The sequence below is a fragment of the Pseudomonas sp. ENNP23 genome, from assembly GCF_001728945.1.
Classification (GTDB): Bacteria; Pseudomonadota; Gammaproteobacteria; order Pseudomonadales; family Pseudomonadaceae; genus Metapseudomonas; species Metapseudomonas otitidis.
Window position 1 is genome coordinate 110,833 of sequence record NZ_LYSP01000009.1, and the last position, 25,242, is coordinate 136,074.

Genomic DNA, 25,242 nt, shown 5'->3' on the forward strand with positions numbered 1-25,242 from the left:
TCGATGATTCCCGAACTCGGCCACCTGGCCCTGATCCTCGCCCTGTGCATGGCTGCCGTGCAGGCCACCCTGCCGATGATTGGCGCCTGGCGCGGCGACCGGCAGTGGATGAGCCTGGCGCAACCGGCTGCCTGGGGGCAGTTCGCCTTCCTGGCGTTCTCCTTCGGCTGCCTCACCTGGGCTTTCATGAGCGACGATTTCTCGGTCGCCTACGTCGCCAGCAACTCCAACAGCGCACTGCCCTGGTACTACAAATTCAGCGCTGTGTGGGGCGCCCACGAGGGCTCGCTGCTGCTCTGGGCGCTGATTCTCGGCGGCTGGACCTTCGCCGTCTCGGTGTTCTCCCGGCAACTGCCGGAAGTGATGCTGGCCCGCGTCCTGGGCGTGATGGGCATGATCAGCATCGGCTTCCTGTCGTTCCTGATCATCACCTCCAACCCCTTCAAGCGCCTGCTGCCGAACATGCCCGCCGACGGCAACGACCTCAACCCGCTGCTGCAGGACTTCGGGCTGATCGTCCATCCGCCGATGCTCTACATGGGCTACGTCGGCTTCTCGGTGGCCTTCGCCTTCGCCATTGCCGCGCTGCTCGGCGGCCGCCTGGATGCCGCCTGGGCGCGCTGGTCGCGGCCGTGGACCATCATCGCCTGGGCCTTCCTCACCGTCGGTATCGTGCTTGGCTCCTGGTGGGCCTACTACGAACTCGGCTGGGGTGGCTGGTGGTTCTGGGACCCGGTGGAGAACGCCTCCTTCATGCCCTGGCTGGTGGGCACCGCGTTGATCCACTCCCTGGCCGTCACCGAGAAACGCGGCGTGTTCAAGAGCTGGACCGTGCTGCTGGCCATCGCCGCCTTCTCCCTCAGCCTGCTGGGCACCTTCCTGGTCCGTTCCGGTGTGCTCACTTCGGTGCACGCCTTTGCCGCCGACCCGGAGCGGGGCGTGTTCATCCTTGGTTTCCTGCTGGCCGTGGTGGGCAGTTCGCTGACCCTGTTCGCCATCCGCGCACCGGTGGTCAAGAGCCAGGTGGGCTTTGCCCTCTGGTCCCGCGAGACGCTGCTGCTGGTCAATAACCTGGTGCTGATTGTGGCTGCCGCCATGATCCTGCTCGGCACCCTCTACCCGCTGGTGCTCGACGCGCTGTCCGGCGCCAAGCTCTCCGTCGGCCCGCCGTACTTCAACGCCCTGTTCCTGCCGCTCATGGCCCTGTTGATGGTGGTGATTGCCGTGGGTGTGCTGGTGCGCTGGAAGGACACCCCGGTGAAATGGCTGATGGGTATGCTCGGCCCGGTGCTGATCGGCAGCCTGGTGCTGGGCGTGCTCGCAGCGTTCGTCCTGGGTGACTTCCACTGGGCGGTGCTGGCGGTTGGCTGCCTGTCCGCCTGGGTGCTGCTGGCCGGCGTCCGCGACCTGCTCGACAAGACTCGTCACAAGGGTCTGTTCAAGGGTGCCCGCAGCCTGACCCGCAGCTACTGGGGCATGCAGCTAGCCCATGCCGGCATCGCCGTGTGTGCCCTCGGCGTCGTGCTTTCCAGCCAGTACAGCGCCGAGCGCGACCTGCGCCTGGCCCCGGGCGAATCCGTCGAGCTGGGGGGCTATCGCTTCGTGTTCGAGGGCGCTGCCCACCACGAAGGCCCCAACTTCACCTCTGACAAAGGCACTGTCCGCGTCATCGACGGTGACCGCCAGATCGCCGTGCTGCACCCGGAAAAGCGCCTGTACACCGTGCAGCAGTCGATGATGACCGAGGCCGGCATCGACGCCGGCTTCACCCGCGACCTCTACGTCGCCCTCGGCGAGCCCCTGGGGGATGGCGCCTGGGCCGTGCGCGTGCACGTCAAGCCGTTCGTCCGCTGGATCTGGCTCGGCGGCTTGCTGATGGGCCTGGGCGGCGTTCTGGCGGCATTCGACCCGCGCTACCGGGTCAAGGTGAAGACCCGGGTGCGTGACGCCCTGGGCCTGGCTGGAGCTCAAGCATGAAACGCCTGATCCTGTTGCTGCCGCTGGCGATCTTCCTCGGCGTGGCCGTGTTTCTCTACCGCGGGTTGTTCCTCGACCCCGCCGAGCTTCCCTCGGCGCTGATCGGCAAACCCTTCCCCGCGTTCAGCCTGCCGGCCGTGGATGGCTCGCGTACCCTCAGCGAGGCCGACCTCAAGGGCAAGCCCGCGCTGGTCAATGTCTGGGGCACCTGGTGCATCTCCTGCCGGGTCGAGCACCCGGTGCTGAACAAGCTGTCGCAGATGGGCGTGACCATCTACGGCGTCAACTACAAGGACGACAACGCCGCCGCCCTCAAATGGCTGAAGGAGTTCCACAACCCCTACCGGCTGGATATCCGTGACGAGCAGGGCAGCCTCGGTCTGGACCTGGGCGTCTACGGCGCCCCCGAGACCTTCCTGATCGACAAGGACGGCGTCATCCGCCACAAGTTCGTCGGCGTGATCGACGAGGTCGTCTGGCGTGAGCAACTGGCGCCGCTGTACCAGTCCCTGGTCGACGAGGCCGGCCAATGAAGCGCCTGCTCGCCACCCTGGCCCTTGGCCTTGCCCTCACCGGCGTCGCCCGCGCGGCCATCGACACCTACGAGTTCCGTGACGAGGCCGAGCGCGAGCGCTTCCGCGTGCTCACCGAAGAACTGCGCTGCCCCAAGTGCCAGAACCAGAACATCGCCGACTCCAACGCCCCCATCGCCACCGACCTGCGCCGCGAGATCTACCGCATGCTCGAAGCGGGCAAGAGCAATGACGAGATCGTCGACTTCCTGGTGGCCCGCTACGGCGACTTCGTGCGCTACAAGCCCCCGGTGAACGGCCGCACGCTGCTGCTCTGGTACGGCCCGGCGGGCCTGCTGGCCGGTGGCCTGCTGGTGCTCGGGGTGATCGTGCTGCGCCGTCGCCGCGTCGAGAACGCGCCGGGTGATGCACTGCTTTCCAGCGATGAGCGCGCCCGTCTGGATGCGCTGCTCAATCAAGAGACTCAGGACAAGAACCGCTGATGATCGATTTCTGGCTCGCCGCCGGCCTGCTGCTGCTGGTCGCCCTGGCATTCCTGCTGATTCCCGTGCTGCGCGGCCGCAAGGCCCAGGCCGAGGAAGACCGAACCGCCCTCAACGTCGCCCTGTACCAGGAGCGCCTGGCCGAACTGCAGGCCCAGCACGAGGCCGGCACCCTTACCGAGGCCCAGCTGGAGGCCGGTCGCGCCGAAGCGGCCCGCGAACTTCTGGCCGATACCGAGGGCGCCGCCGCCGACCGCAGCGCCCGCCTGGGGCGTGCGCTGCCGCTGTTCGCCGCACTGCTGGTGCCGGCCCTCGGCCTTGGCCTGTATGCCCACTGGGGTTCCAGCGACAAGGTCCAGCTGGCCCGCGAAATGCGCGAGCAGCCGCGCACCATCGAGGAAATGACCGCGCGCCTGGAAAAGGCCGTGCAGGCCCAGCCGGATTCCGCCGAAGGCTGGTACTTCCTCGGCCGTACCTATATGGCCCAGGAGCGCCCGGTCGATGCCGCCAAGGCCTACGAGCGCGCGGTGCAGATCGCCGGCCGTCAGCCCGAGCTGCTCGGCCAGTGGGCCCAGGCGCTGTACTTCGCCAGCCAGAAGCGCTTCACCCCTGAAGTCCAGGCGCTGACCGAAGACGCCCTCAAGGCGGACCCCAACGAGGTCACCAGCCTCGGCCTGCTGGGCATTGCCGGTTTCGAGGAAGGCCGCTTCAAGGACGCCATCGGCTACTGGGAACGCCTGATCGCCGTGTTGCCTCAGGACGACCCGTCCCGCGCCGCCCTGCAAGGCGGGATCGACCGGGCCCGCGAGCGGCTGGCCGAGAACGGCGAAACCCTGCCCGAGCGCGAGACGCTCACCAAGTCCATGCCGCAGCTGAAGGTCCGCGTCGACTTGGCCGCCGCACTGAAGGACAAGGTGCAGCCGGGCGACACGGTGTTCATCTTCGCCCGCGCCGCCGAAGGTCCGCCCATGCCGCTGGCCGTCAAGCGCCTGACGGTGAAGGACCTGCCGGCCGAGGTGGTGCTCAGCGACGCCGACGCGATGATGCCGCAGCTGAAGATCTCCAACTTCCCGCAGGTGCAACTGGTCGCCCGTGTATCCCGCGAAGGCAATGCCAAGAGCGGTGAATGGATCGGACGCGGCCCGGCGTTGTCTAGTGCTACCGAGGATCCGCAGCAGTTGACCATCGACAGCCCGGATCAGCCCTGACAACCCCATCGGAGCCGGCGGCCATGCACGCGACCCTTCGACTGTCCCTGGCCTGCCTGCTCGTCACCCTGGCCGGCTGTACCCTCCGGCCTCCCGCCCCGGCAGGCCAGCCGCCTGCCCAGGGGCCCGCGGCAACACCGCCGCGCGTCACCCCGGCCCCTGCGCCAACCCCGCGGGTGACCCGCATGAAGACCCACCCCCGCTATGCCCCGCCACCCGGCGCGGCCTGCTACTGGGACAACACCCTCGGGGTGTATGTGCTGGAAGGGCGGGGCGAGCTCTACTACCGCGAACGCACCTATTACCGCTGGGATGGCGGCTGGAGCTGGTCCAACGGTGCCGACGGCCCCTGGCAGCCTACCGATGCGTCCGGCGTGCCCGCCGGGTTGGGTCGTCGACATCCGTGATCTGCATCACAAATGACGGTCTTCGGGGTCATGGACAGCATCAGGGCGCTTAGGTAATTTGCTGGCGTTTTGATGTCGCCATGGAGCACATGGATGTACGCTCGCACCTGCCTGGCCTTCCTGGCCCTCGTTCTCTCCCTCTCTTCCAGCGCTGAGGTCTACCAATGGCGCGATGAGCAGGGCCATGTCCATTTCACCGATACGCCCCCGCCAGAGAGTCGTAACGTCCAGGAAGAGAAGCTGCAGGTGAACACCATGCAGAGCCTTGACGACAGCGAGCTGACGTCCTCTTCGCACTCCATCAAGGGGCTGGAACTGGACAGCGAGGAGCTCAACCCTGGCCAGTTGCATCAGAAGGGCGTCATACAGTGCTCCACTGCCATCGCCCGTATGCCTTCGCTGATTCGTGAGGCCCAGCAACTGGGGCGCGAGCGGGTGCGGCAGAAGCGCATCACCCAGGCCCAGCTCGACGAGGCCATGTACAAGTTCGACTCTGCCTACAAAGTGCTCAAGCGCAACGAACGCGCCTGCGTTGCCGACTATGTGAAGGGTGGCAAGGGGCGTATCACCATGGACTGCATGGCCGACACCAAGGACGTGATGGGTTTCGGCCTGTGCATGCAGTTCGCCCAATGGTCAGAGGCTTTCAACTGAGGCCTCGTCCGCACGGGGCCTAGGGGTTCTCCGGGTCGTGCCCCAGGGCCTGGATGAACAGCGAGAACAGCTCCGGCTGGGAGGAGATGTCCAGCTTGGCGTAGAGGTGCCGGCGGTGGACCTTCACCGTGTCCGGCGAGATGGCCAGCCGCTCCGCCATCGCCTTGCTCGAATAGCCCCGCAGGATCAGCCGGGCGATCTCCAGTTCCCGCTCCGACAACACCCCCGCGCCGAACTGGCTGAGGGCATCGCGTACCTGCGAGGCCACCTGGTCCTGGCTGGCCGGGCCACGAGCCTGCAGGCGCTGGCGCCAGTGCTGCTGCATCAGCGCCAGCACCCAGGGTGCCACCAGGGCCGCGAGGCCGCATTCCGCCGCATCGAACCGCTTTTGCATACCCAGCGACAGGGACAGGCTGCCCTCGCCGGGGAGCTGCGCGATGAACTGCACTTCGTCGTCCAGTACGTTGTCGTGGAAGTAGCTGAGGTAGTACTCGCTCTGCCGGAAGTGGTCCGGCGCCACTTCCTCCAGGCGGTAGAAGCCGCTGGGCAGCCCTTCCCGGCACGCCTGGTAGAAGGGGTCGAGCAGGTAGGGGCCGCTGAGGTAGGCCGGCATGGCAGTGGGCGTGCCTTCCGGCTCGGCGTCGTACTCCTCCAGGGGCTGCGGTGCGCCCTGGGCGGGGTAATAGGCCGCCAGCGCATTGTCGAACGGAAGCCACTGGTGCAGCAGCAGGATCAGCTGCTTCCAGAACCGCTCGCCGCCGAGGTGTTCGACCGTGCGGCCCAGGCCGGTATGCAGGCCGACCTCCCTGAACAGGCTGTCCATGCGGTGCTCCAGATCGAAAGAGGGGAGGCCAGCTTGTCCGATCCGCTGCCCCGGCCTCAAGGGGGGTTACGCCAATAGGGTGATTGGCGCACGGCCGGGCCCCGCCCAGAATCGGCCCACCAACGGCGCTGCAAGAAGCGCCACTGCGTACTGCTTGATGTCTGCCTCAATCCCAATAACAACCAGAGGATCAGGATATGAGCGCTTCCACGCCTGCGGGCGGCCGTCTCAAACCCCGTCTCGGCACCGCCGATGTTGTCGCCATCACCGTCTCCGGGGTCACCCCCGCCAGTTCCATCTTCGTGATCGCCCCCTTCGCCATTCAGCAGGCTGGCAGCGGCGCCTTCATGGCCTTCGCCCTGGCCGGCGTGCTGGCCCTGATGTTCGCCTGCTGCTACGCCGAACTGGGCCGCGCCCACCGTTCAGCCGGCGGCGAGTACGTTTATGCCAAACGCATCTTTGGTGGGCTGGCCGGCTACGCCACCTTCCTCACGGTGCTGGCCATGCTGCTGTTCATCCCGCCGGTGCTGGCCACCGGGGCCGCCACCTACCTCAATCGCGCGTTGGGCACGGCGTTCGACAGCCAGACGGTGGCGCTGGCCATCGTCATCGCCAGCTACGCGCTGGGCATTCTCAACATCAAGGTCAACGCCTGGGTCACCGGCCTCTGCCTGTTGCTGGAGGTGGCCGCCCTGCTGGTGATCGTCGGCCTGGGTTTCGGCAACCCCAGCCAGCCGGCCAGCGTGCTGCTGCACCCGCAGATCCTTGATGGCGGCGTGCTCCAGGCGGCGCCCCTGGCACTGGTGCTGGGTGCGGTGGGCACGGCGCTGTTCTCCTACAACGGCTACGGCAGCGCAGTGCTGATGGCCGAAGACATGAGGTGCGGCGGCCGAGGGGTACACAAGGCCGTGCTGTGGTCCCTGGTGCTGGTGGTGGTGATCGAGCTGGTGCCGCTCACGGCATTGATCATCGGTGCGCCCTCGCTGGAGACCCTGATCGCCAGCCCTGATCCCATCGGCTACCTGCTCGCCAGCCTGGGCAACGAGACGCTGTCGCGCTGGGTCAGCGCCGGCATCTTCCTCTCGGTGTTCAACGCCATCGTCGCCATCGTCATCCAGATCGGCCGGGTCATCTTCAGCAGCGGCCGCGACGAACTGTGGATGCCGCCCCTGAACCGCACCTTCACCCGCATCCACCCGCGCTGGGAGTCGCCCTGGCTGGCCACGCTGTTCCTCGCAGTGCCTTCGGCGCTGCTCAGCTTCAGCTCCAACCTGGCCGAACTGACTTCGTTCACGGTGCTGCTGATCGTCCTGGTCTACCTGGTGGTGGGGCTGTGCGGCCTGTTCAGCCGGGTGCTGCGGCGTGACCTTGAACACAGCTACCGCATGCCGTTCTGGCCGCTGCCGGCCCTGTTGGCCGCCGGAGGTGCTGCGGCGCTGCTGGTCAACCTGGGCCTGGCGGCCTCCAGCCGGGACCTGCTCATCATCCTCGGGCTGCTGGCCGTCTCGGTGATCTTCTACTGCACCTATGGCAAGTTCAGCCCGGCCTTCCAGAAGCTTTGAACCACAAGGAGTCGCCATGCGCGCGCGTCAATTGGGAATCCGCATCGGCCTGGGCACGCCCGGCCCGCTCAACGCCATCACCGATGTGCCCGGGGTCCGGGTCGGCCACAGCACACTGGAGGAGGTGCGCGATGGCAAGCCGGTGCGCACCGGGGTGACCCTGGTGCAGCCCCGCGAGGGTTCGGCCCGCCAGCAACCCTGCTTCGCCGGCTGCCATGTGCTCAATGGCAACGGTGACGCCACCGGCCTGGAGTGGATCCGCGAGGCGGGCCTGCTGACCACGCCGCTGGCCATCACCAACACCCATAGCGTCGGCGTGGTGCGCGATGCCCTGGTGGCGGCCGAGCGGGAGCAGGCCGGGCAGGCGGTGTACTGGTGCATGCCGGTGGTGATGGAGACCTACGACGGTCTGCTCAACGACATCTGGGGCCAGCACGTCGGCCCCGAGCAGGTGCGCCAGGCCCTGGCTGAAGCCCGCAGCGGCGCCGTGGAGGAGGGGGCCGTGGGCGGTGGCACCGGGATGATCTGCCACGAGTTCAAGGGCGGGATCGGTACCGCCTCCCGGCAGTTGTCGGCGGAGCAGGGCGGCTGGGCGGTGGGGGCGCTGGTGCAGGCCAACCATGGCGTGCGCCGCGAGCTGCGGGTGGACGGCTACCCGGTGGGGCGTGTGCTGACCGAGATCGAGTCGCCCTTCGCCGAGCGCGACACCCCCGGCATGGGCTCGATCGTGGTGATCATCGCCACCGACGCGCCGCTGCTGCCGCACCAGTGCCAGCGCCTGGCCCAGCGCGCCTCCATCGGCATCGCCCGGACCGGCGGCGGCACCGAGGACTCCAGCGGTGACATCTTTCTGGCCTTCGCCACCGGCAACCGCAACCTGCCGCCGGCGGACTACGCGCGCAAGGATTTGCCGTTCAGCACACCGCTGGCAATGGTCAACAACGACCACATCTCCCCGCTGTTCTCGGCGGCGGCGGAGGCGGTGGAGGAGGCCATCGTCAATGCGTTGCTGGCCGGGCGGGCGATGGTCACGGCGGATGGGCGCCGGGTACCGGCGCTGGAAGGGGATGTGTTGCTGGAGGCGCTGCGCGCCCAGGGTTGGCGCGGCTGAAATGACAGGGCCCGGTGCTTGCCGGGCCCTGTCGGGGTCACTGGGCGGTATAGACCTGGTCGAACACGCCGCCGTCCTGGAAGTGGGTCTTCTGCACGTCACGCCAGTTGCCGAAGGTTTTCTCCACGGAGAAGAAGTCCACCTTCGGGAAGCGGTCGGAGAACTTGGCGAGGATCTCCGGGTTGCGCGGGCGCAGGTAGTTGTTGGCGGCGATGGTCTGGCCCTCGTCGCTCCACAGGTACTTCAGGTAGGCCTCGGCGGTTTCGCGGGTGCCTTTCTTGTCCACCACCTTGTCGACTACGGCCACCGGCGGCTCGGCCTCGGCGGAGACGCTGGGGTAGACCACCTCGAAGCCACCGCGGCCGAATTCACGGGCGATCATCTCGGCTTCGTTCTCGAAGGTCACCAGCACGTCGCCGATCTGGTTCTGCATGAAGGTGGTGGTGGCGGCACGGCCACCGGTGTCCAGCACCGGCACATGCTTGAACAGCTGGCCGACGAAGGCCTTGGCCTTCTCTTCATCACCCCCGTTCTTCAGCACGTAGCCCCAGGCGGAGAGGTAGGTGTAGCGGCCGTTGCCGGAGGTCTTGGGGTTGGGCACCACCACCTCGACGCCGTCTTTGACCAGGTCCGGCCAGTCCTTCAGGCCCTTGGGGTTGCCCTTGCGCACGATGAACACGGTGGCGGAGGTGAACGGCGCGCTGTTGTTCGGCAGGCGCTCGGCCCAGTTCTTCGGCACCAGGCCGCCGTTGTCGGCGAGGGCGTCGATGTCGGTGGCCTGGTTCATGGTGATGACGTCGGCCGGCAGGCCATCGATCACGGCGCGGGCCTGCTTGCTGGAGCCGCCGTGGGACATCTGCAGGGTGACGTTCTCGCCCTTTTCCGCTTTCCAGTGCTTCTGGAAGGCCGCGTTGTAGTCCTTGTAGAAGTCGCGCATCACGTCATAGGAGACGTTGAGCAGCGGCGGTGCGGCATGGGCGGCACCGGCCAGGGCGAGACCTGCGGCGAGGAGCGAGGCGGAGAACAGTCGTTTCACTGTGCGTTCCTTCTTGGAGGAGTGAGGAGCGGGACTATAGCGGCTGACTGCATATGCTTTAAAAGACTGAAAAGTAATTTGCTTATTCTTTTTCGAGGTTAAGCAGGGCCCGCTGTAGGTTCTGCCGGGCCGGCTGCTCCCAGCGTTCGGCCAGCGGGGCGTTGTGATAGAGCGCCGGGTGCGCCAGGAGCTGCTTCAGGAGCTTGCTGCGCCCGGCCCGGAACAGCGGCTCCGGCACCCAGTGGTACTCCTGGCGGATGGCGGTTTCGTAGGCGTCGTACACCGGCGGCGGAGCCGCGAGGATGGACAGGTCGAGGTCGACCACCAGCCCGGCGTCGGCGCCTTGCGGCGGTGCCTGGTGGCAGGTGGCGAGAATGAGCGCGCGAACGGCCTCGCCGTGGTGCCCGAGTCCGGCGGCCTCCAGCCAGGCCACTGCCTGCTCGGCGCTGGCGGCTTCGTTGTCCTGGCGTCGGGTGTCATAGACCAGGTCGTGGGTCCAGAGCGCCAGTTCGACGAGGTGCGGGTGCTCGGCCAGGTGCTGCCAGGTGTCGAAGTGCGCCAGGCAGGCCGCGATGTGGGCATCGCTGTGGTAGGCGCGGTCCGGTGCGGAATAGGCCGCCAGCAGGTGCTCGAAGCTATCGGCGGGGGCTGTGGCACCCAGCTGCTGCCAGAGTTGGTTCCAGCGGGTCGGGTCGAGTCGGCTCATGGTGGGCCCGGTTGCGGTGGCAGGGAGGCTCACGATGCCCGGCCGGCGGCCGTCGTGCAATGTTCTGAGCCTCTCTGGAAATGGTCTTTCAAAGGCGGCGGGCGCGACGCAGCGCATGGGCGTTGCCGGCAGTGCGCCGGGCGCTGTCCCGCAGCAGGCGCCCGCCGGCCAGCACCAGCCAGCAGGCGAGGATGAAGGGTGCGGTCATGGCCGGCAGCCCCAGGGCGGCGAAGCCGGGTTGCAGCAGCAGGCCCAGCCCCACCCCCAGCAGCACCCGGGGCAGGCTGCGCACACCCTGGCCGAGGGCGATGGCGATGAGCACGCCGTTGAGGCCGAACAGCCCGCTCATCACGGCCGTGTGCGGCAGCGCCAGGGCCATGCCCAGCAGCAGCGCCGAGCCGGCGCCCAGCAGGGCCCAGGCCGCCACGCGCCAGTTGGCGAGGGCCAGGGCAGCGAGGACGCAGGCCCCGGCAGCGGGGCTGTCGAGGAAAATCACCTGGCCGAAGCTGCGCAACAGGGCGAGTCCACCGTCCGCCAGGGTCATCTGGGGCCAGGGTGTATCGTCCGGCAGGGGCGGCGGCAGCAGGCCGGCCAGCCAAAGGCTGATCCAGCCCAGCGCCACGAAGGGGCTGGTGTACACCGGCAGGCCCTCATGGCGGCGCGAGGCACGCAGCAGAGGGCGCATCACCAGGCTGGACAGCCCGGCTGCGGCGATGACGAACAGCGGCAACAGCGCCTCTCCCTCCAGGCGCAACCCGAGCAGCAGGCCCAGCAGGCAGCCGTTGTAGCCGTAGAGGCCGGCGTCGAGGTCGTCAGGGGCTGCGCCCAGGCAGCGGGCGATGAACCAGGCACTCCAGGTACCCAGCACGGCGTAGGGCAGCAGGCTGGGCGCTCCGAGGAAGATGGCGAGCAGCAGCAGGGCGCCGCAGCCCGGATGACGTTGCAGGAATACCTGGCTCACCCCGTTGAGGGGGCCGATGAACCAGCCCCGAACGGTTGGATGTGGGCTTCGCATGGTGGCAGTCGAAAGAACGCGTGGGACGGCTCGTGGGCACGTCAGGCGCGGCTCGCTGCATGGGCGGGCCGCGCCGGGGCTGGGAGGCGGTGGGCCGATACGTGCCGGCCCGCTTCACCTCAGGACAGTTGTTCGATACGCAGCAGGTTGGTGGAGCCGGGCGTGCCGAGGGGGACGCCGGCGGTGATCACCAGGGTGTCTCCCGTGCGGGCCATGTTCTGGCCACGGGCGATCTCCAGGGCGGTGCCGGTGATCTCCTCGACGCGGTGCAGGCGGGCGTTGACCACCGAGTAGACGCCCCAGGCCAGGGTCAGGCGCCGCGCCGTGGCCAGGTTCGGCGTCAGGCTGAGGATCGGCGCCTTGGGCCGCTCGCGGGAGGCGCGCAGGCTGGAGGCGCCGGACTCGGTGTAGTTCACCAGCACGGCCACCGGCAGGATGCTGCTGATGCGGCGGATGGCGCAGCTGATGGCGTCGGAGGCCGTGGCTTCGGCCTGGGGGCGGGCCACGTCGAGCTGGCTCTGGAAGTCCGGGCCGTTCTCCACCTGGCGGATGATCTTGCTCATCATCTGCACCGTTTCCAGCGGGTAGTCGCCGGAGGCGGTCTCGGCCGACAGCATCACGGTGTCGGCGCCTTCGGCCACGGCGTGGGCGACGTCGGTGACTTCGGCACGGGTCGGCGCCGGGGAGAAGCGCATGGACTCGAGCATCTGGGTCGCCACCACCACCGGCCGGCCGAGCTGGCGGCAGGTGCGGATGATGTCCTTCTGGATGCGCGGCACGTTCTCGGCCGGCACTTCGACCCCCAGGTCGCCACGGGCCACCATGATGGCGTCGCACAGGCGGGCGATGGCCTCCAGATGCTGCACGGCGGAGGGCTTCTCGATCTTGGCCATCAGCGCGGCGCGGCCCTGGATCAGCTCGCGGGCTTCGACGATGTCCTCGGGGCGCTGGACGAACGACAGCGCCACCCAGTCCACGCCCAGCTCCAGGCCGAAGTCCAGGTCACGGCGGTCCTTGGCGGTCAGGGGGGAGAGCTGCAGCACCGCCTCGGGTACGTTCACGCCCTTGCGGTCGGACAGCTCGCCGCCGGCGATTACACGGGTTTCCACTGCATCGGCATGCTTGGCGGTCACCTGCAGGCGCAGGCGGCCGTCGTCCAGCAGCAGGCTCATGCCCGGCTCCAGGGCCTGGATGATCTCCGGGTGGGGCAGGTTGACCCGCTGGTTGTCGCCGGGGCTGGCATCGAGGTCGAGGCGGAAGGCCTGGTTGCGCTCCAGTTGGACCTTGCCTTCGGCGAAGCGGCCGACCCGCAGCTTGGGCCCCTGCAGGTCCATGAGGATGCCGATGGGGTGGCCCAGCTCGCGCTCCACCTCGCGCACCCACTGGTAGCGCTGGGCGTGGTCGGCGTGCTCGCCGTGGCTGAAGTTAAGGCGGAACAGGTTGACGCCGGCCTTTACCAGGTCGCGGATGTCGTCGATGCCTTTGATCGCCGGCCCGAGGGTGGCGAGGATCTTCACTTTCTTGTCAGGCGTCATGTGCAGGGCTCTCAAGGATCAGGATGGCGCGGAAGTCGTTGACGTTGGTTCGGGTCGGGCCGGTCACGATCAGCCCGTCGAGGGCGGCGAAATAGCCGTAGCCGTCGTTGTCGTCCAGGGCGTCGCGGGAGGACAGGCCGAGCGTCTGGGCGCGGGCGTGGCTCTCTGGGGTCATCAGGGCGCCGGCATTGTCCTCGGAACCGTCGATGCCGTCGGTGTCGCCGGCCAGGGCGTAGATGCCCGGGTGGCCCTTGAGGTCGTGGGCCAGGCTGAGGAGGAACTCGGCGTTGCGCCCGCCACGGCCGTTGCCGCGCACGGTGACGGTGGTCTCGCCGCCGGAGAGGATCACGCACGGCGGCTTGATCGGCTGGCCGTGGCGGGCGATCTGCCGGGCGATGCCGGCGTGGACCTTGGCCACCTCGCGGGATTCGCCCTCCAGGTCGCCGAGGATCAGCGGCGTCAGGCCGGCGGCGCGGACCTTGTCGGCGGCGGCGTCGAGGGATTGCTGGGGCGTGGCAATGAGCTGGAAGTGGCTGCGGGACAGGCACGGGTCACCGGGCTTGACCGTCTCCGAGCGCGGGTCCTGCAGCCAGGCGCGGACGTGGGCGGGCACCTCGATCTGGTAGCGGGCGAGGATGGCCAGGGCGTCGGCGGAGGTGGTCGGGTCGGCCACGGTGGGGCCGGAGGCGATCACCGTGGCTTCGTCACCGGGCACGTCGGAGATGGCGTAGGTGTAGACGGTGGCCGGCCAGCAGGCCTTGGCCAGGCGGCCGCCCTTGATGGCCGAGAGGTGCTTGCGCACGCAGTTCATCTCGGAGATGGAGGCGCCGGACCGGAGCAGGGCCTTGTTGACCTGCTGCTTGTCCTGGAGGGTGAGCCCTTCGGCCGGCAGGGCCAGCAGGGAGGAGCCGCCGCCGGAGAGCAGGAAGATCACCCGGTCCGCTTCGCTGAGGCCGCTGACCAGGTCCAGTACGCGCCGGGCGGTTTCCAGGCCGGCGGCATCCGGCACCGGGTGGGCGGCTTCGACCACTTCGATGCGTCGGCAGTCCGCACCGTGACCGTAGCGAGTGACCACCAGGCCAGCGATCTCGCCCTGCCATTCGCGCTCGATCACCTCGGCCATGGCGGCGGCGGCCTTGCCGGCACCGATGACGATGACGCGGCCGGAGCGGTCGGTGGGCAGGTGGTCGGCGAGGACCTGGCGGGGATGGGCGGCGGCGATGGCGGTGGCGAACAGGTCGCGCAGCAGGGCTTCGGGATTGAGCGGCATGAGGGGGCTCCAGGGCAGGGCAGTGGTTCGGGGGCTACCGTCGGCCTGGGGCGTCGGGCGGGCCGATCCCAGTCCCCAGCGGCCGGGGTACGGGGCCGCTCGGGGCTGGGATCGACCACCCTGGCCTCCGGCGCCGTGTCACCTCGGGCCAGGGCAGTCGATTGGGGTCCGCCGAGGATAAACCGATCCGTGGACCGGCTCATGCACCCGGCGGCAAACGCCTTACTCCTTGCGGATGGAGAAGTTGGCCATGTGCTCCAGGCCCTTGATCAGCGCGGAGTGGTCCCAGCCGCTGCCGCCCAGGGCGGCGCAGGTGCTGAACACCTGCTGGGCGTTGGCGGTGTTGGGCAGGTTGAGGCCCAGTTCGCGGGCGCCGGAGAGGGCCAGGTTGAGGTCCTTCTGGTGCAGGTTGATGCGGAAGCCCGGGTCGAAGGTGCCCTTGATCATGCGTTCGCCGTGCACTTCGAGGATCTTCGAGCCGGCGAAGCCGCCCATCAGCGCCTCACGCACCTTGGCCGGGTCGGCACCGTTGCGGGCGGCGAACAGGAGGGCTTCGGCAACGGCCTGGATGTTCAGCGCGACGATGATCTGGTTGGCCACCTTGGCGGTCTGGCCGTCACCGCTGCCGCCGACGCGGGTGATGTTCTTGCCCATGGCCTGGAACAGCGGCAGGGCGCGTTCGAAGGCATTCGGGCAGCCGCCGACCATGATGCTCAGGGTCGTGGCCTTGGCGCCGACTTCACCGCCGGAGACGGGGGCGTCGAGGTAGGTGGCGCCGGTGGCCTCGATCTTCTCGGCGAAGGCCTTGGTGGCGGTGGGGGAGATGGAGCTCATGTCGATCACCACCTTGTTCGGGCCCACGCCTTCGGCGATGCCGTCCTTGCGGAACAGCACGTCTTCGACCTGCGGGGTGTCCGGCACCATGACGATGATGAACTCGGCTTCCTGGGCCACTTCGCGCGGGTTGGCCAGGGCGATGGCGCCGGCCTCGACGAGGGCGGCAGGGGCCTTGTCATGGTGGTTGGAGAGGAACAGTTGGTGGCCGGCTTTCTGCAGGTTCTGCGCCATGGGCAGGCCCATGATGCCGGTGCCGATGAATCCGATCTTGGCCATGTGGAATACCTCGTTATTAGATGGCGTTGTGGGTTTTCAGCCAGCCCAGGCCGGCGGCGGTAGTAGTGGCGGGCTTGTACTCGCAGCCGATCCAGCCCTGGTAGCCGATGCGGTCGAGGTGCTGGAAGAGGAAGCGGTAGTTGATCTCGCCGGTGCCCGGTTCGTGGCGGCCGGGGTTGTCGGCCAACTGCACGTGGTGGATGGCGGGGAGGTTGCGTTCGAGGGTACGGGCCAGGTCTCCCTCCATGATTTGCATGTGGTAGATGTCGTACTGCAGGAACAGGTTGGGGCTGCCCACCTTCTCGCGGACATCCAGCGCCTGGCGGGTGGTCTGCAGGTAGAAGCCGGGGATGTCGAGGGTGTTGATCATCTCCATCACCAGCGTGATGCCGGCGGCTTCGAGGCGCTCGGCGGCGTATTCGAGGTTGTTGAGGAAGGTGTTCTCGATCACCTCGCAGCTGTGGCCCTGCGGGCGGATGCCGGCCAGGCAGTTGACCTGCTTGTTGCCCAGGACCTTGGCGTAGGCGATGGCCTTGTCGACGCCGGCGCGGAACTCCTCGACGCGATCGGGGTGGCAGGCGATGCCGCGCTCACCCTTGGCCCAGTCGCCGGCGGGCAGGTTGAACAGCACCTGCTCCAGGCCGTTGGCGTCCAGGCGGGCCTTGATCTCCTCGGCCGGGTAGTCATAGGGGAAGAGGTACTCGACGCCGCTGAAGCCGGCTTCGGCGGCGGCGGCGAAACGGTCCAGGAAGTCCACTTCGGTGAACAGCATGGACAGGTTGGCAGCGAAACGGGGCATGAAGATTCTCCTTGGTAGACGCCCCTCGCCCGCCACGAACGGGAGAGGGGATGTGGCTCGTCAGTCCAGCAGCGAGATGGCGGTGGGGGCGTCGGCGCCGCTCAGGGCCAGCTCTTCGAACTCGTTGACGGCATTGATCTCGGTGCCCATGGAGATGTTGGTGACACGCTCCAGGATGACCTCCACCACCACCGGTACGCGGAACTCCGCCATCAGCTTGCGGGCCTGGGCGAAGGCGGCCTGCAGGTCGTTGGCGTCGAACACGCGGATGGCCTTGCAGCCCAGGCCCTCGACCACCGCGACGTGGTCCACGCCGTAGTCGTTCAGCTCCGGTGCGTTGACGTTCTCGAAGGACAGTTGCACGCAGTAGTCGATCTCGAAGCCACGCTGCGCCTGGCGGATCAGGCCCAGGTAGGAGTTGTTCACCAGCACGTGGATGTAGGGCAGGTTGAACTGCGCGCCGGCGGCCAGTTCCTCGATCATGAACTGGAAGTCGTAGTCGCCGGAGAGGGCGACCACCTGGCGCTGCGGATCGGCCTTGACCACGCCGAGGGCGGCGGGGATGGTCCAGCCCAGCGGGCCGGCCTGGCCGCAGTTGATCCAGTGGCGTGGCTTGTAGACGTGCAGGAACTGCGCGCCGGCGATCTGCGACAGGCCGATGGTGCTGACGTAGCAGGTGTCCTTGCCGAAGAACTCGTTCATCTCCTCGTACACGCGCTGGGGTTTCACCGGCACGTTGTCGAAGTGGGTCTTGCGCAGCAGGGTGCGCTTGCGCTCGCGGCAGGATTCGACCCAGGCGCTGCGGTCCTTCAGCTTGCCGGCGGCCTTCCATTCGCGGGCGACTTCGAGGAAGACGTCCAGGGCGGCTGCGGCGTCGGAGACGATGCCCAGGTCGGGGGTGAACACGCGGCCGATCTGGGTCGGTTCGATGTCCACGTGGATGAAGCGGCGGCCCTGGGTGTAGACGTCCACGGAGCCGGTGTGGCGGTTGGCCCAGCGGTTGCCGATGCCGAACACCAGGTCGGACTCCAGCAGGGTGGCGTTGCCGTAGCGGTGGGAGGTCTGCAGGCCGCACATGCCGGCCATCAGTGGGTGGTCGTCGGGGATGGTGCCCCAGCCCATCAGGGTCGGGATGACCGGCACGCCGGTCAGCTCGGCGAACTCCACCAGGCGCTCGGAGGCGTCGGCGTTGATGATGCCGCCACCGGCCACCAGCACCGGACGCTCGGCGTCGTTGAGCATCGCCAGGGCCTTCTCGGCCTGGATGCGGCTGGCGCTGGGCTTGTTCACGGCCAGCGGCTGGTAGGCCTCGATGTCGAATTCGATCTCGGCCATCTGCACGTCGAACGGCAGGTCGATCAGCACCGGGCCGGGGCGACCGCTGCGCATTTCGAAGAAGGCCTTCTGGAAGGCGTAGGGCACCTGGCCCGGCTCGAGGACGGTGGTCGCCCACTTGGTCACCGGCTTGACGATGCTGGTGATGTCGACGGCCTGGAAGTCTTCCTTGTGCAGACGGGCGCGAGGTGCCTGGCCGGTGATGCAGAGGATCGGGATGGAGTCGGCGGAGGCGGAGTACAGGCCGGTGACCATGTCGGTGCCTGCCGGGCCGGAGGTGCCGATGCACACGCCGATGTTGCCCGGGTTGGTGCGGGTGTAACCCTCGGCCATGTGGGAGGCGCCTTCGACATGGCGGGCCAGTACATGGTCAACGCCGCCGATCTTGTTCAGGGCGGCGTACAGCGGGTTGATCGCGGCGCCGGGTACGCCGAACGCAGTGTCGACGCCTTCACGGCGCATCACCAGAACGGCAGCCTCGATTGCTCTCATTTTGGCCATGTTTTGTGCCTCGTTTATTGTAAAAATTGTATACAAGTATTGTTGGCGGATTCTATTCAGCCGTTCGAGAGCGGGTCAAGAAGATTTCCAGGGGAGATGGATGAAGGGAGCGCTTTCTTTAAAACGTCCGTTTGATGCGGGGTTCAGGCTGGTGATCAGCTACCGCTCATCTTGTTTGTATACAAAAAATGAATTCATTGTATTTTTGTGTTGATTTTTTTGTATTGCCTGATTTACTCCGGCGAATGCCTCCAGCAGCGCCTGACGAGAAGGGCCTGATGCCCCTTGGGTGCGCTTCGGAGCGACCGGACCATCATCTGACCGAGGAAGCCTCGCCATGAGCACCCTGTCCCTGGAAACCGCCATGAGCATCACCCTCCGCGCGCTGGAGGCCGGTCGCGCCCTGCGTGCCGCGCCGCTGACCATTGCCGTGCTCGACGCCGGCGGACACCTGATCGCCCTGCAGCGTGAGGACGGTGCCAGCATGCTTCGACCGCAGATTGCCATTGGCAAGGCCTGGGGCGCGGTGGCCCTGGGCAAGGGCTCCCGGCTGATCGCTGCGGACGCCCAGCAGCGCCCAGCTTTCATCGGTGCTGTCAACCACCTGGCCGACGGCAACCTGGTGCCAGCTCCGGGGGGCGTGCTGATCCGCGACCCGGCGGGGGAGGTGATCGGGGCGGTGGGCATCAGCGGCGACACCTCCGACATCGACGAGCAGTGCGCCGTCTCGGGCGTGGAGGCGGTCGGGCTGAGGGCCGACGCCGGCGTGCCGGCCTGACTTCCGGCGCGCCGGGGCTTGCGGCAACGTCGTCGCAAGCCTAGGATGCGCGCCGTCCCTTCTGCTGCTGACGGACATGCTGCATCGCCCTGATCGGGCGGTGCCTGTTTTCGTCCATCGAAAAAGCAGCGTCATGAACAAGACCCCTTTCAAGCGGATCCAGCAGAAGCTGGCCCGCAGCGGCGTGGCCATCAGCCGCGTCAACGGCAATACCCTTTCGATCGCTTCCCTGAACCGCGCCGGCCTCGACGCGCGCATCCTGCTGCCCGAATCCCTGCCCATCGAGGAAAAGGCGGTGCAGCAACTGCTCGATTTCGCAGGCGTCCGCCACCCGCTGGGTGGCGAGGTGCGTTGTGCCTGTGCAACGCCGGACTTCCATGCCGGCACCAGCATCCCGGTTGGTGCGGTGATCGTCACCAGCCCGGACATGGTGATCCCGCAGAGCATCGGCACCGACATCAACTGCGGCATGCGCCTGCACCGGCTGGGCCTCGACTACGAGCGCTTCCTGTCACGTAAGGCCGATTGGGTGGAGCGCGTCCGCGGCGACCTGCTGGACGGCACCCGCAACATTCCCACGGCGCCGGGCGACATGACGGCGCTGTTCGCCGGCGGGCTGGGTGACTTCTGGGCGTCGCTGCGCCAGCGGGGCGAGCGCGAGGGGCTGTTCGGACACCTCGACTACGCCCAGGTGATGGCGGAGCTGGCGCAGTTGCACCCGTCGTCGTTCGAGCGCGGCGAAGCCCGCCATGCGCCCGCTGCCCTGCAGGACCCGGCCCGCCCGCGCTTGCGCGATCCGGGCCTGGGCACGGTGGGTGGCGGCAACCACTTCGTCGAGGTGCAGGTGGTGACCGAGCTGGTGGACCGCCGTGCCTGCTTCGAGCGCGGCCTGTCGGTGGGGCAGGTTGTGCTGATGATCCACACCGGCTCCCGCGACGTGGGTTTCCATGTCGGGCGGCGCTGGATGGACAAGGCCCGCGAGCTGTGGCCGAAGGGCATCCGCCACCCCGAGTCGCGTGTGTTCGCCCTGCTCGGGCCCATGGCCGACGAGTACTTGGCGGCGATGCATTCGGCTGCCCATTACGCCGATGCCAATCGCGCGCTGATCGCCGAGATGGTGCGCCAGCGCACCCGCGAGGTGTTCGGCGCGGACATCGAGGCGCCGCTGCTGGTGGATGTGCCGCACAACATCGTGCTGCGGGAGTCGGTGGGCAACGTCCATCGCAAGGGCGCGACGCCAGCCTATGCCGGGCAGGACCTGCTGATTCCCGGCAGCATGGGGCATGACTCCTACCTGCTCAGGGGGCTGGGCAATGCGCAGTGGCTGCGTTCGGCCAGCCACGGGGCGGGGCGTTCGATGTCCCGCAGCGAGGTCCGCCTGCAGGCGCGTCGCGCACCGGATGGGCTGGGGTTGGACCGGGTGCAGTGCATCACCCGGCGCGAGGAGCGGCTGATCGAGGAGGCACCCGGTGCCTACAAGGAGATCGGCGAGGTGGTGCGTGCTCAGGTGGAGGAGGAGACGGTGGCGGTGATCGCCCGCTTCAGCCCCATCCTCACCTTCAAGGCGTGAGGGTTGGTCAGGCGCTCTGCCGCTCGGGCGCCGGCTTTACGTCGCAACCATTGAGCACCAGGCGGATGATGGTGTCGGCAGCGGCGTCGTAGTCAGCGTCGCTGAGGCTGGCCTTGCCGGTGACGACGGAGATCTGCCAGTCGAAGTCGGCGTAGGTCTGGGTCGCGGCCCAGATGCTGAACATCAGGTGGTTGGGATCGACGGGGGCCATCAGGCCCTGGTCGATCCAGCCCTGGATGCAGGCGATGTTGTGGCGGGCCTGCTCGTTGAGTTGCGCGGTGCGTTCGGCGGACAGGTGCGGTGCGCCGTGCATGATCTCGCTGGCGAACACCTTGGAGGCGTGGGGCAGGTCGCGGGAGATGCGGATCTTGGAGCGGATGTAGGCCCGCAGGACCTGGTCCGGGTGGCCGCCTTCGTTGAACGGGTGGGAGGCTGCCAGCAGGGGCTCGACGATGCTCTCGAGCACTTCCCGGTAGAGGTTTTCCTTGGACTTGAAGTAGTAGTAGACGTTGGGCTTGGGCAAGCCTGCCTTGGCGGCGATGTCACTGGTCTTGGTCGCGGCGAATCCCTTGTCGGCGAACTCCTCGCTGGCCGCGCTCAGGATCAGCTCTCTATTGCGCTCGCGAATACTGCTCACATCTGCTCCTTGGTTCACTCGCCGAGGGCCCTCACGGTCGGCTGGCGAGCGGGCGGGCATGGTAGCACCGGCTTTCCCGCGCTCTCAAGCAAGCTACGGGCAGCCTTTTGGCGGGTTCCGCCCTCGCATTCCTGTATACAAAAAGTGTTTTTTCTGCTCTTATCTGCCGATCCGTCCATGCCGCCGGGTCCCGACCGGCGCGTGCTGCGGCAGGCTTCAAGATGTCAGACCACACCTTGCGCGACCCCTTCGGTCGCTCCATCACCTACCTGCGTCTTTCGGTCACCGACCGGTGCGATTTCCGTTGCACCTACTGCATGAGCGAAGACATGGTCTTCGCGCCGCGCGCTCAGATCCTCAGCCTCGAAGAGCTGTACACCGTCGCCGATGCCTTCATTGGCCTGGGTGTGAAGCGCATCCGCGTCACTGGCGGCGAGCCGCTGGTGCGCAAGGGCCTCACCGGGTTGCTTGGCCGCCTGGGCCAGCGTCGCGAGCTCGACGACCTGGCCATCACCACCAACGGTTCGCAGTTGGCGCACATGGCCGCCGACCTGCGCGGTGCCGGCGTCACTCGGCTGAACGTGAGCCTCGATTCCCTGCGGCGCGAACGCTTTGCCGCCTTTACCCGGCGTGATCGGCTCGACCAGGTGCTGGCGGGCATCGATGCGGCGCGTGTGGCCGGCTTCCGGCGCATCAAGCTCAACAGCGTGGTGCAGAAGGGCCGCAACGATGACGAGGTGGAGGACCTGGTGGCCTTCGCCGTCGAGCGCGGCCTGGACATCAGCTTCATCGAGGAGATGCCCCTGGGCAGCATCTCCAGCCATGAGCGCAAGGTCACCTTGTGCACCTCGGACGAGGTGCGCGAGCGGGTGGCTCAACGTTTCGAGCTGCTGCCCAGCAGCCACCGCACCGGCGGCCCGTCGCGCTACTACCAGGTGGTCGGCAGCGACACCCACGTCGGCTTCATCTCACCCCACAGCCGCAACTTCTGCGGCGATTGCAACCGGGTGCGGGTCACCGCCGAGGGCAAGCTGGTGCTGTGCCTGGGCAGTGACGGCGCGCTCGACCTGAAGGCATTGATCCGTCGCCACCCCGGCGATTCGGACAGGCTGCGCTCGGCTCTGGTGGAGGCGCTCCGGCTCAAGCCGGAACGGCACCACTTCGAAGCCGACCAGCAAGTGCAGGTGGTCCGCTTCATGAACGCCACCGGCGGCTGATCGAGACGCCGGACCGCTTTCCGCATTCCCCCTGAACCGCTGAGTGCCCTGTCGGGCGCTGGGTTGGGTAGCGGCCGGCCTTTCGATTCGCCGACTGACCATTCCCTGAAAAACAAGATCGCCCACGAGGGCGGAGGAGAGTACGCATGGGCAAGACATTGCTGGTGAAGAACGCTGACCTGCTGGTCACCATGGACGGCGAGCGCCGCGAGATCCGGCAGGGCGGCCTGTTCATCGAGGACAACGTCATCCGCCAGGTGGGACCGAGCGCCGAACTGCCCCGGAGCGCCGACGAGGTGCTGGACATGACCGGCAAGGTGGTGATCCCCGGCTTGGTCAACACCCACCACCACATGTACCAGAGCCTCACCCGTGTGGTGCCCGCTGCCCAGGATGGCGAGCTGTTCAACTGGCTGACCAACCTCTACCCCATCTGGGCGCGGCTGACGCCGGAGATGATCGGGGTGTCCACCCAGACGGCCATGGCCGAGCTGATCCTCTCCGGCTGCACCACCTCCAGCGACCACCTCTACATCTACCCCAATGGCTGCAAGCTGGACGACAGCATCCACGCCGCCCGCGAGATCGGCATGCGTTTCCACGCCGCCCGCGGCAGCATGAGCGTCGGTCGTAGCCAGGGCGGTCTGCCGCCGGATTCGGTGGTGGAGAAGGAGGCGGACATCCTCAAGGAGTCCCAGCGCCTGATCGAGGACTACCACGACGCTTCCCACGGTTCGATGCTGCGGGTCGTGGTGGCGCCGTGCTCGCCCTTCTCGGTGAGCCGCGACCTGATGCGCGAGGCCGCCGTGCTGGCCCGCCAGTACGGTGTCTCCCTGCACACGCACCTGGCAGAGAACGTCAACGACATCGCTTACAGCCGCGAGAAGTTCGGCATGACCCCCGCCGAGTACGCCGAGGACCTGGGCTGGGTCGGCCATGACGTGTGGCACGCCCACTGCGTGCAACTGGACCAGCATGGCATCGACCTGTTCGCCCGCACCGGTACCGGTGTCGCCCATTGCCCATGCTCGAACATGCGCCTGGCCTCGGGCATCGCGCCGATTCGCCGCATGCGTGATGCGGGCGTGCCGGTGGGCCTCGGTGTGGACGGCTCGGCCTCCAACGACGGCGCCAGCATGATCGGCGAGGTGCGCCAGGCGCTGCTGCTGCAGCGGGTCGGCTTCGGTCCGGACGCCATGACCGCCCGCGAGGCGCTGGAAATCGCCACCCTGGGCGGTGCCAAGGTGCTCAACCGCGATGACATCGGTGCCCTGGCACCGGGCATGGCGGCAGACTTCGTGGCCTTCGACCTGGGGCACGTGGCTTATGCCGGGGCCCATCACGACCCGCTGGCTGCGTTGGTCTTCTGCACGCCTACTCAGGTCTCCACCAGCGTGATCAACGGTCGGGTGGTGGTGCGGGATGGCCAGTTGCTGACGGTCGACCTGCCCGTGGTGCTTGAGCGCCACAACCGCCTGGCCCGCCAGTTGGTGACCGGTGAATGAGGCGCCGCAGGTCGATTCCCGGCAGGCTCGCTGGTGCGGGCTTGCTGGTGGGCGTGCTGCCGCTGGCGGTGCAGGCCCAGGGCTATGTGGTGGGTGTCGAGAACCTGGCCTTCCAGCCTCACTACCAGCTCGATGAGAGCGGGCAGTACCGCGGCTTCGGCCGCGACCTGCTGGACCTGTTCGCCCGCAGCGAGGGCCTGCAGCTGGAGTACCGGCCATTACCGGTCAACGAGCTGGCGCAGCGGGCGGCGGCGGGGGATGTGGACCTGCGCTACCCGGACAACCCCGAGTGGGCCGGTGCGGCGGCGCCCGGGTATGCACCCACCTACAGTGCGCCGGTGGTGGCCTACGTGGATGGCGTGCTGGTGGACCCGCGACATGCTGGCCAGGGGCTCGACGGCATTCGCCGGCTGGCCCTGGTGAAGGGCTGGACGCCCCGGGGCTACCAGTCGCGCATCGAGGCGGGGCAGGTCCAGCCGGTGGAGGCCCGTGACCTGCGGCAGATGATCAACCAGACCCTGCGGCGGGATACGGATGGTGCCTACTTCAATGTGGTGGTCGCCACCTATTACCTGGACAACGTCCGGGCCCGCCCGGGTGCGCTGGTGTTCGACCCTTCGCTGCCCCACACCCGCAGCCATTTCCACCTGTCGTCCGTACGCCACCCCGAACTGGTGCAGCGCTTCGATCGCTTCCTGGGCGAACACGCACAGGAGGTGGCGGCATTGAAGGCTCGCTATCGCGTGGAGGCCAACCTGGATTCGGCCTACATGGGCATGGAGCAGTGGAAGGTGGACTTCCTCGAACGGCAGAAGCGCAAGGAGGCGCAAGGGCAGTAACGCCGGTGGGCGAAAAGCTTGAACCGTCCCTTGGGTCGCCCGGTCCACCATCAGGAAGGCCGGGCGACCACCGGCCGCCCGTCAACCGGAAAGAGGACTGCACGATGAACAACGAGCACGCCATTGATGCGCTGAACGAACTGATCGAAATCAGCAAGGACGGTGAGAAAGGCTTCGTCGAATGCGCCGAGCACGTAAAGACCCCGCAGCTCAAGGCCACCCTGACCGAGCGCTCGCGGGAGTGCGGCCGTGCCGCCGCAGAGCTGCAACAGATGGTGCGCAGCCTGGGGGGCGAGCCCGAGTCATCCTCCAGCGTGGCGGGTGCCCTGCATCGCCGCTGGGTGGACCTCAAGGCGCTGGTGACCGGCAAGAGCGAGGAGGCCATCCTCAACGAGTGCGAGCGTGGCGAGGATGTGGCGCTCAAGCATTACCGCGAGGCGCTGGGCAAGGAGCTGCCGACCGAGGCACGCACTTTGGTCGAGCGGCAGCTGCTGGGCGTCCAGCGCAACCATGACCAGATCAAGGCGCTGCGCAACCTGGCTCGCGCCAGCTGATCGAAGCGGTTTCAAGCGAGGGGACGGCGCGCAGGCGTCGTCCCCTTTTTCATGGCGCGATCAGAAGTGCACTTT

24 protein-coding genes are annotated in these 25,242 nt (G+C 67.7%); 14 read left to right on the top strand and 10 right to left on the bottom strand.

Going from position 1 to position 25,242, the window contains the following annotated elements; translation table 11 throughout:
* Positions 1-3: 3 nt before the first annotated feature.
* From A9G05_RS07630 to A9G05_RS07655, 6 genes are all read left to right on the top strand, one after another.
* Positions 4-1,977, top strand: a complete 1,974-nt coding sequence (locus A9G05_RS07630) for a heme lyase CcmF/NrfE family subunit (RefSeq protein ID WP_069560395.1) — start codon at positions 4-6, stop codon at positions 1,975-1,977.
* Positions 1,974-2,510, top strand: a complete 537-nt coding sequence (locus tag A9G05_RS07635) for a DsbE family thiol:disulfide interchange protein (protein ID WP_069560396.1) — start codon at positions 1,974-1,976, stop codon at positions 2,508-2,510. Before A9G05_RS07630 ends, A9G05_RS07635 begins: the two co-directional genes overlap by 4 nt.
* Positions 2,507-2,992, top strand: a complete 486-nt coding sequence (locus tag A9G05_RS07640) for a cytochrome c-type biogenesis protein (protein ID WP_044408026.1) — start codon at positions 2,507-2,509, stop codon at positions 2,990-2,992. The genes A9G05_RS07635 and A9G05_RS07640 overlap by 4 nt, the downstream gene beginning before the upstream one ends.
* Positions 2,992-4,200 carry a c-type cytochrome biogenesis protein CcmI gene (ccmI, locus tag A9G05_RS07645; protein WP_069560397.1) on the top strand — a complete coding sequence of 403 codons (1,209 nt, stop codon included), beginning with the start codon at positions 2,992-2,994 and terminating at the stop codon, positions 4,198-4,200. Before A9G05_RS07640 ends, ccmI begins: the two co-directional genes overlap by 1 nt.
* 185 nt (positions 4,201-4,385) lie before the next feature.
* Positions 4,386-4,607: a hypothetical protein gene (locus A9G05_RS28375; RefSeq protein ID WP_082078183.1), complete on the top strand. Its 222-nt coding sequence runs from the start codon at positions 4,386-4,388 to the stop codon at positions 4,605-4,607.
* Between the two features lie 93 nt (positions 4,608-4,700).
* Complete coding sequence (locus A9G05_RS07655) at positions 4,701-5,261, top strand: DUF4124 domain-containing protein (protein ID WP_069560399.1); 561 nt, start codon at positions 4,701-4,703, stop codon at positions 5,259-5,261.
* A 19-nt stretch (positions 5,262-5,280) separates the two neighbouring features.
* Here the strand turns inward: A9G05_RS07655 and A9G05_RS07660 are convergent, their stop codons facing one another.
* Positions 5,281-6,084: a helix-turn-helix transcriptional regulator gene (locus A9G05_RS07660; protein WP_069560400.1), complete on the bottom strand. Its 804-nt coding sequence runs from the start codon at positions 6,082-6,084 to the stop codon at positions 5,281-5,283.
* Positions 6,085-6,281: 197 nt separating this feature from the next.
* Here A9G05_RS07660 and A9G05_RS07665 point away from each other — a divergent pair, with 197 nt between their 5' ends.
* Complete coding sequence (locus tag A9G05_RS07665) at positions 6,282-7,646, top strand: APC family permease (RefSeq protein ID WP_069560401.1); 1,365 nt, start codon at positions 6,282-6,284, stop codon at positions 7,644-7,646.
* Positions 7,647-7,662: 16 nt separating this feature from the next.
* Positions 7,663-8,757: a P1 family peptidase gene (locus A9G05_RS07670; RefSeq protein WP_069560402.1), complete on the top strand. Its 1,095-nt coding sequence runs from the start codon at positions 7,663-7,665 to the stop codon at positions 8,755-8,757.
* Between the two features lie 37 nt (positions 8,758-8,794).
* Here A9G05_RS07670 and A9G05_RS07675 read toward each other — a convergent pair whose 3' ends face one another.
* The 8 genes from A9G05_RS07675 to gcl all read right to left on the bottom strand — a co-directional run bounded on the left by A9G05_RS07675 (position 8,795) and on the right by gcl (position 18,067).
* Positions 8,795-9,793 carry a sulfate ABC transporter substrate-binding protein gene (locus A9G05_RS07675; RefSeq protein ID WP_069560403.1) on the bottom strand — a complete coding sequence of 333 codons (999 nt, stop codon included), beginning with the start codon at positions 9,791-9,793 and terminating at the stop codon, positions 8,795-8,797.
* Between the two features lie 82 nt (positions 9,794-9,875).
* Positions 9,876-10,499, bottom strand: coding sequence for a hypothetical protein (locus A9G05_RS07680; RefSeq protein ID WP_069560421.1), 624 nt, complete (start codon positions 10,497-10,499; stop codon positions 9,876-9,878).
* Between the two features lie 88 nt (positions 10,500-10,587).
* Positions 10,588-11,514 (bottom strand): urea transporter, encoded by a 927-nt coding sequence (locus A9G05_RS07685; RefSeq protein ID WP_069560404.1) that lies wholly within the window; start codon positions 11,512-11,514, stop codon positions 10,588-10,590.
* 119 nt (positions 11,515-11,633) lie between these two features.
* Complete coding sequence (pyk, locus tag A9G05_RS07690; protein ID WP_069560405.1) at positions 11,634-13,049, bottom strand: pyruvate kinase; 1,416 nt, start codon at positions 13,047-13,049, stop codon at positions 11,634-11,636.
* The gene (locus A9G05_RS07695; protein WP_069560406.1) at positions 13,039-14,319 is read right to left on the bottom strand and encodes a glycerate kinase; all 1,281 of its coding nucleotides are present in this window, start codon (positions 14,317-14,319) and stop codon (positions 13,039-13,041) included. The genes pyk and A9G05_RS07695 overlap by 11 nt, the downstream gene beginning before the upstream one ends.
* A 222-nt stretch (positions 14,320-14,541) precedes the next feature.
* Complete coding sequence (locus A9G05_RS07700; RefSeq protein ID WP_069560407.1) at positions 14,542-15,432, bottom strand: 2-hydroxy-3-oxopropionate reductase; 891 nt, start codon at positions 15,430-15,432, stop codon at positions 14,542-14,544.
* A 16-nt stretch (positions 15,433-15,448) separates the two neighbouring features.
* Positions 15,449-16,231, bottom strand: coding sequence for a hydroxypyruvate isomerase (gene hyi, locus A9G05_RS07705; RefSeq protein ID WP_069560408.1), 783 nt, complete (start codon positions 16,229-16,231; stop codon positions 15,449-15,451).
* A gap of 60 nt (positions 16,232-16,291) precedes the next feature.
* Positions 16,292-18,067 (bottom strand): glyoxylate carboligase, encoded by a 1,776-nt coding sequence (gene gcl / locus A9G05_RS07710; RefSeq protein ID WP_069560409.1) that lies wholly within the window; start codon positions 18,065-18,067, stop codon positions 16,292-16,294.
* A gap of 337 nt (positions 18,068-18,404) precedes the next feature.
* On the opposite strand from gcl, the gene A9G05_RS07715 reads away from it, so the two are divergent.
* Together A9G05_RS07715 and A9G05_RS07720 are read left to right on the top strand one after the other, a co-directional pair.
* Positions 18,405-18,845, top strand: a complete 441-nt coding sequence (locus A9G05_RS07715) for a heme-binding protein (protein WP_069560410.1) — start codon at positions 18,405-18,407, stop codon at positions 18,843-18,845.
* 133 nt (positions 18,846-18,978) lie between these two features.
* Positions 18,979-20,415, top strand: a complete 1,437-nt coding sequence (locus A9G05_RS07720) for an RtcB family protein (protein ID WP_069560411.1) — start codon at positions 18,979-18,981, stop codon at positions 20,413-20,415.
* Positions 20,416-20,422: 7 nt separating this feature from the next.
* On the opposite strand, the gene A9G05_RS07725 is transcribed toward A9G05_RS07720, so the two are convergent.
* Entirely contained in the window at positions 20,423-21,052 is a 630-nt protein-coding gene (locus A9G05_RS07725; RefSeq protein ID WP_069560412.1) for a TetR/AcrR family transcriptional regulator, read from the bottom strand.
* 221 nt (positions 21,053-21,273) lie between these two features.
* Here A9G05_RS07725 and moaA point away from each other — a divergent pair, with 221 nt between their 5' ends.
* The 4 genes from moaA to A9G05_RS07745 all read left to right on the top strand — a co-directional run bounded on the left by moaA (position 21,274) and on the right by A9G05_RS07745 (position 25,167).
* Entirely contained in the window at positions 21,274-22,269 is a 996-nt protein-coding gene (gene moaA, locus A9G05_RS07730) for a GTP 3',8-cyclase MoaA (protein ID WP_069560413.1), read from the top strand.
* Positions 22,270-22,415: 146 nt separating this feature from the next.
* Positions 22,416-23,774 (top strand): 8-oxoguanine deaminase, encoded by a 1,359-nt coding sequence (locus tag A9G05_RS07735; RefSeq protein WP_069560414.1) that lies wholly within the window; start codon positions 22,416-22,418, stop codon positions 23,772-23,774.
* Positions 23,771-24,613 carry an ABC transporter substrate-binding protein gene (locus tag A9G05_RS07740; protein WP_069560415.1) on the top strand — a complete coding sequence of 281 codons (843 nt, stop codon included), beginning with the start codon at positions 23,771-23,773 and terminating at the stop codon, positions 24,611-24,613. The genes A9G05_RS07735 and A9G05_RS07740 overlap by 4 nt, the downstream gene beginning before the upstream one ends.
* A 104-nt stretch (positions 24,614-24,717) precedes the next feature.
* On the top strand, positions 24,718-25,167 hold the full coding sequence (locus A9G05_RS07745) for a PA2169 family four-helix-bundle protein (protein WP_069560416.1): 450 nt from the start codon (positions 24,718-24,720) through the stop codon (positions 25,165-25,167).
* Positions 25,168-25,242 lie beyond the last annotated feature (75 nt).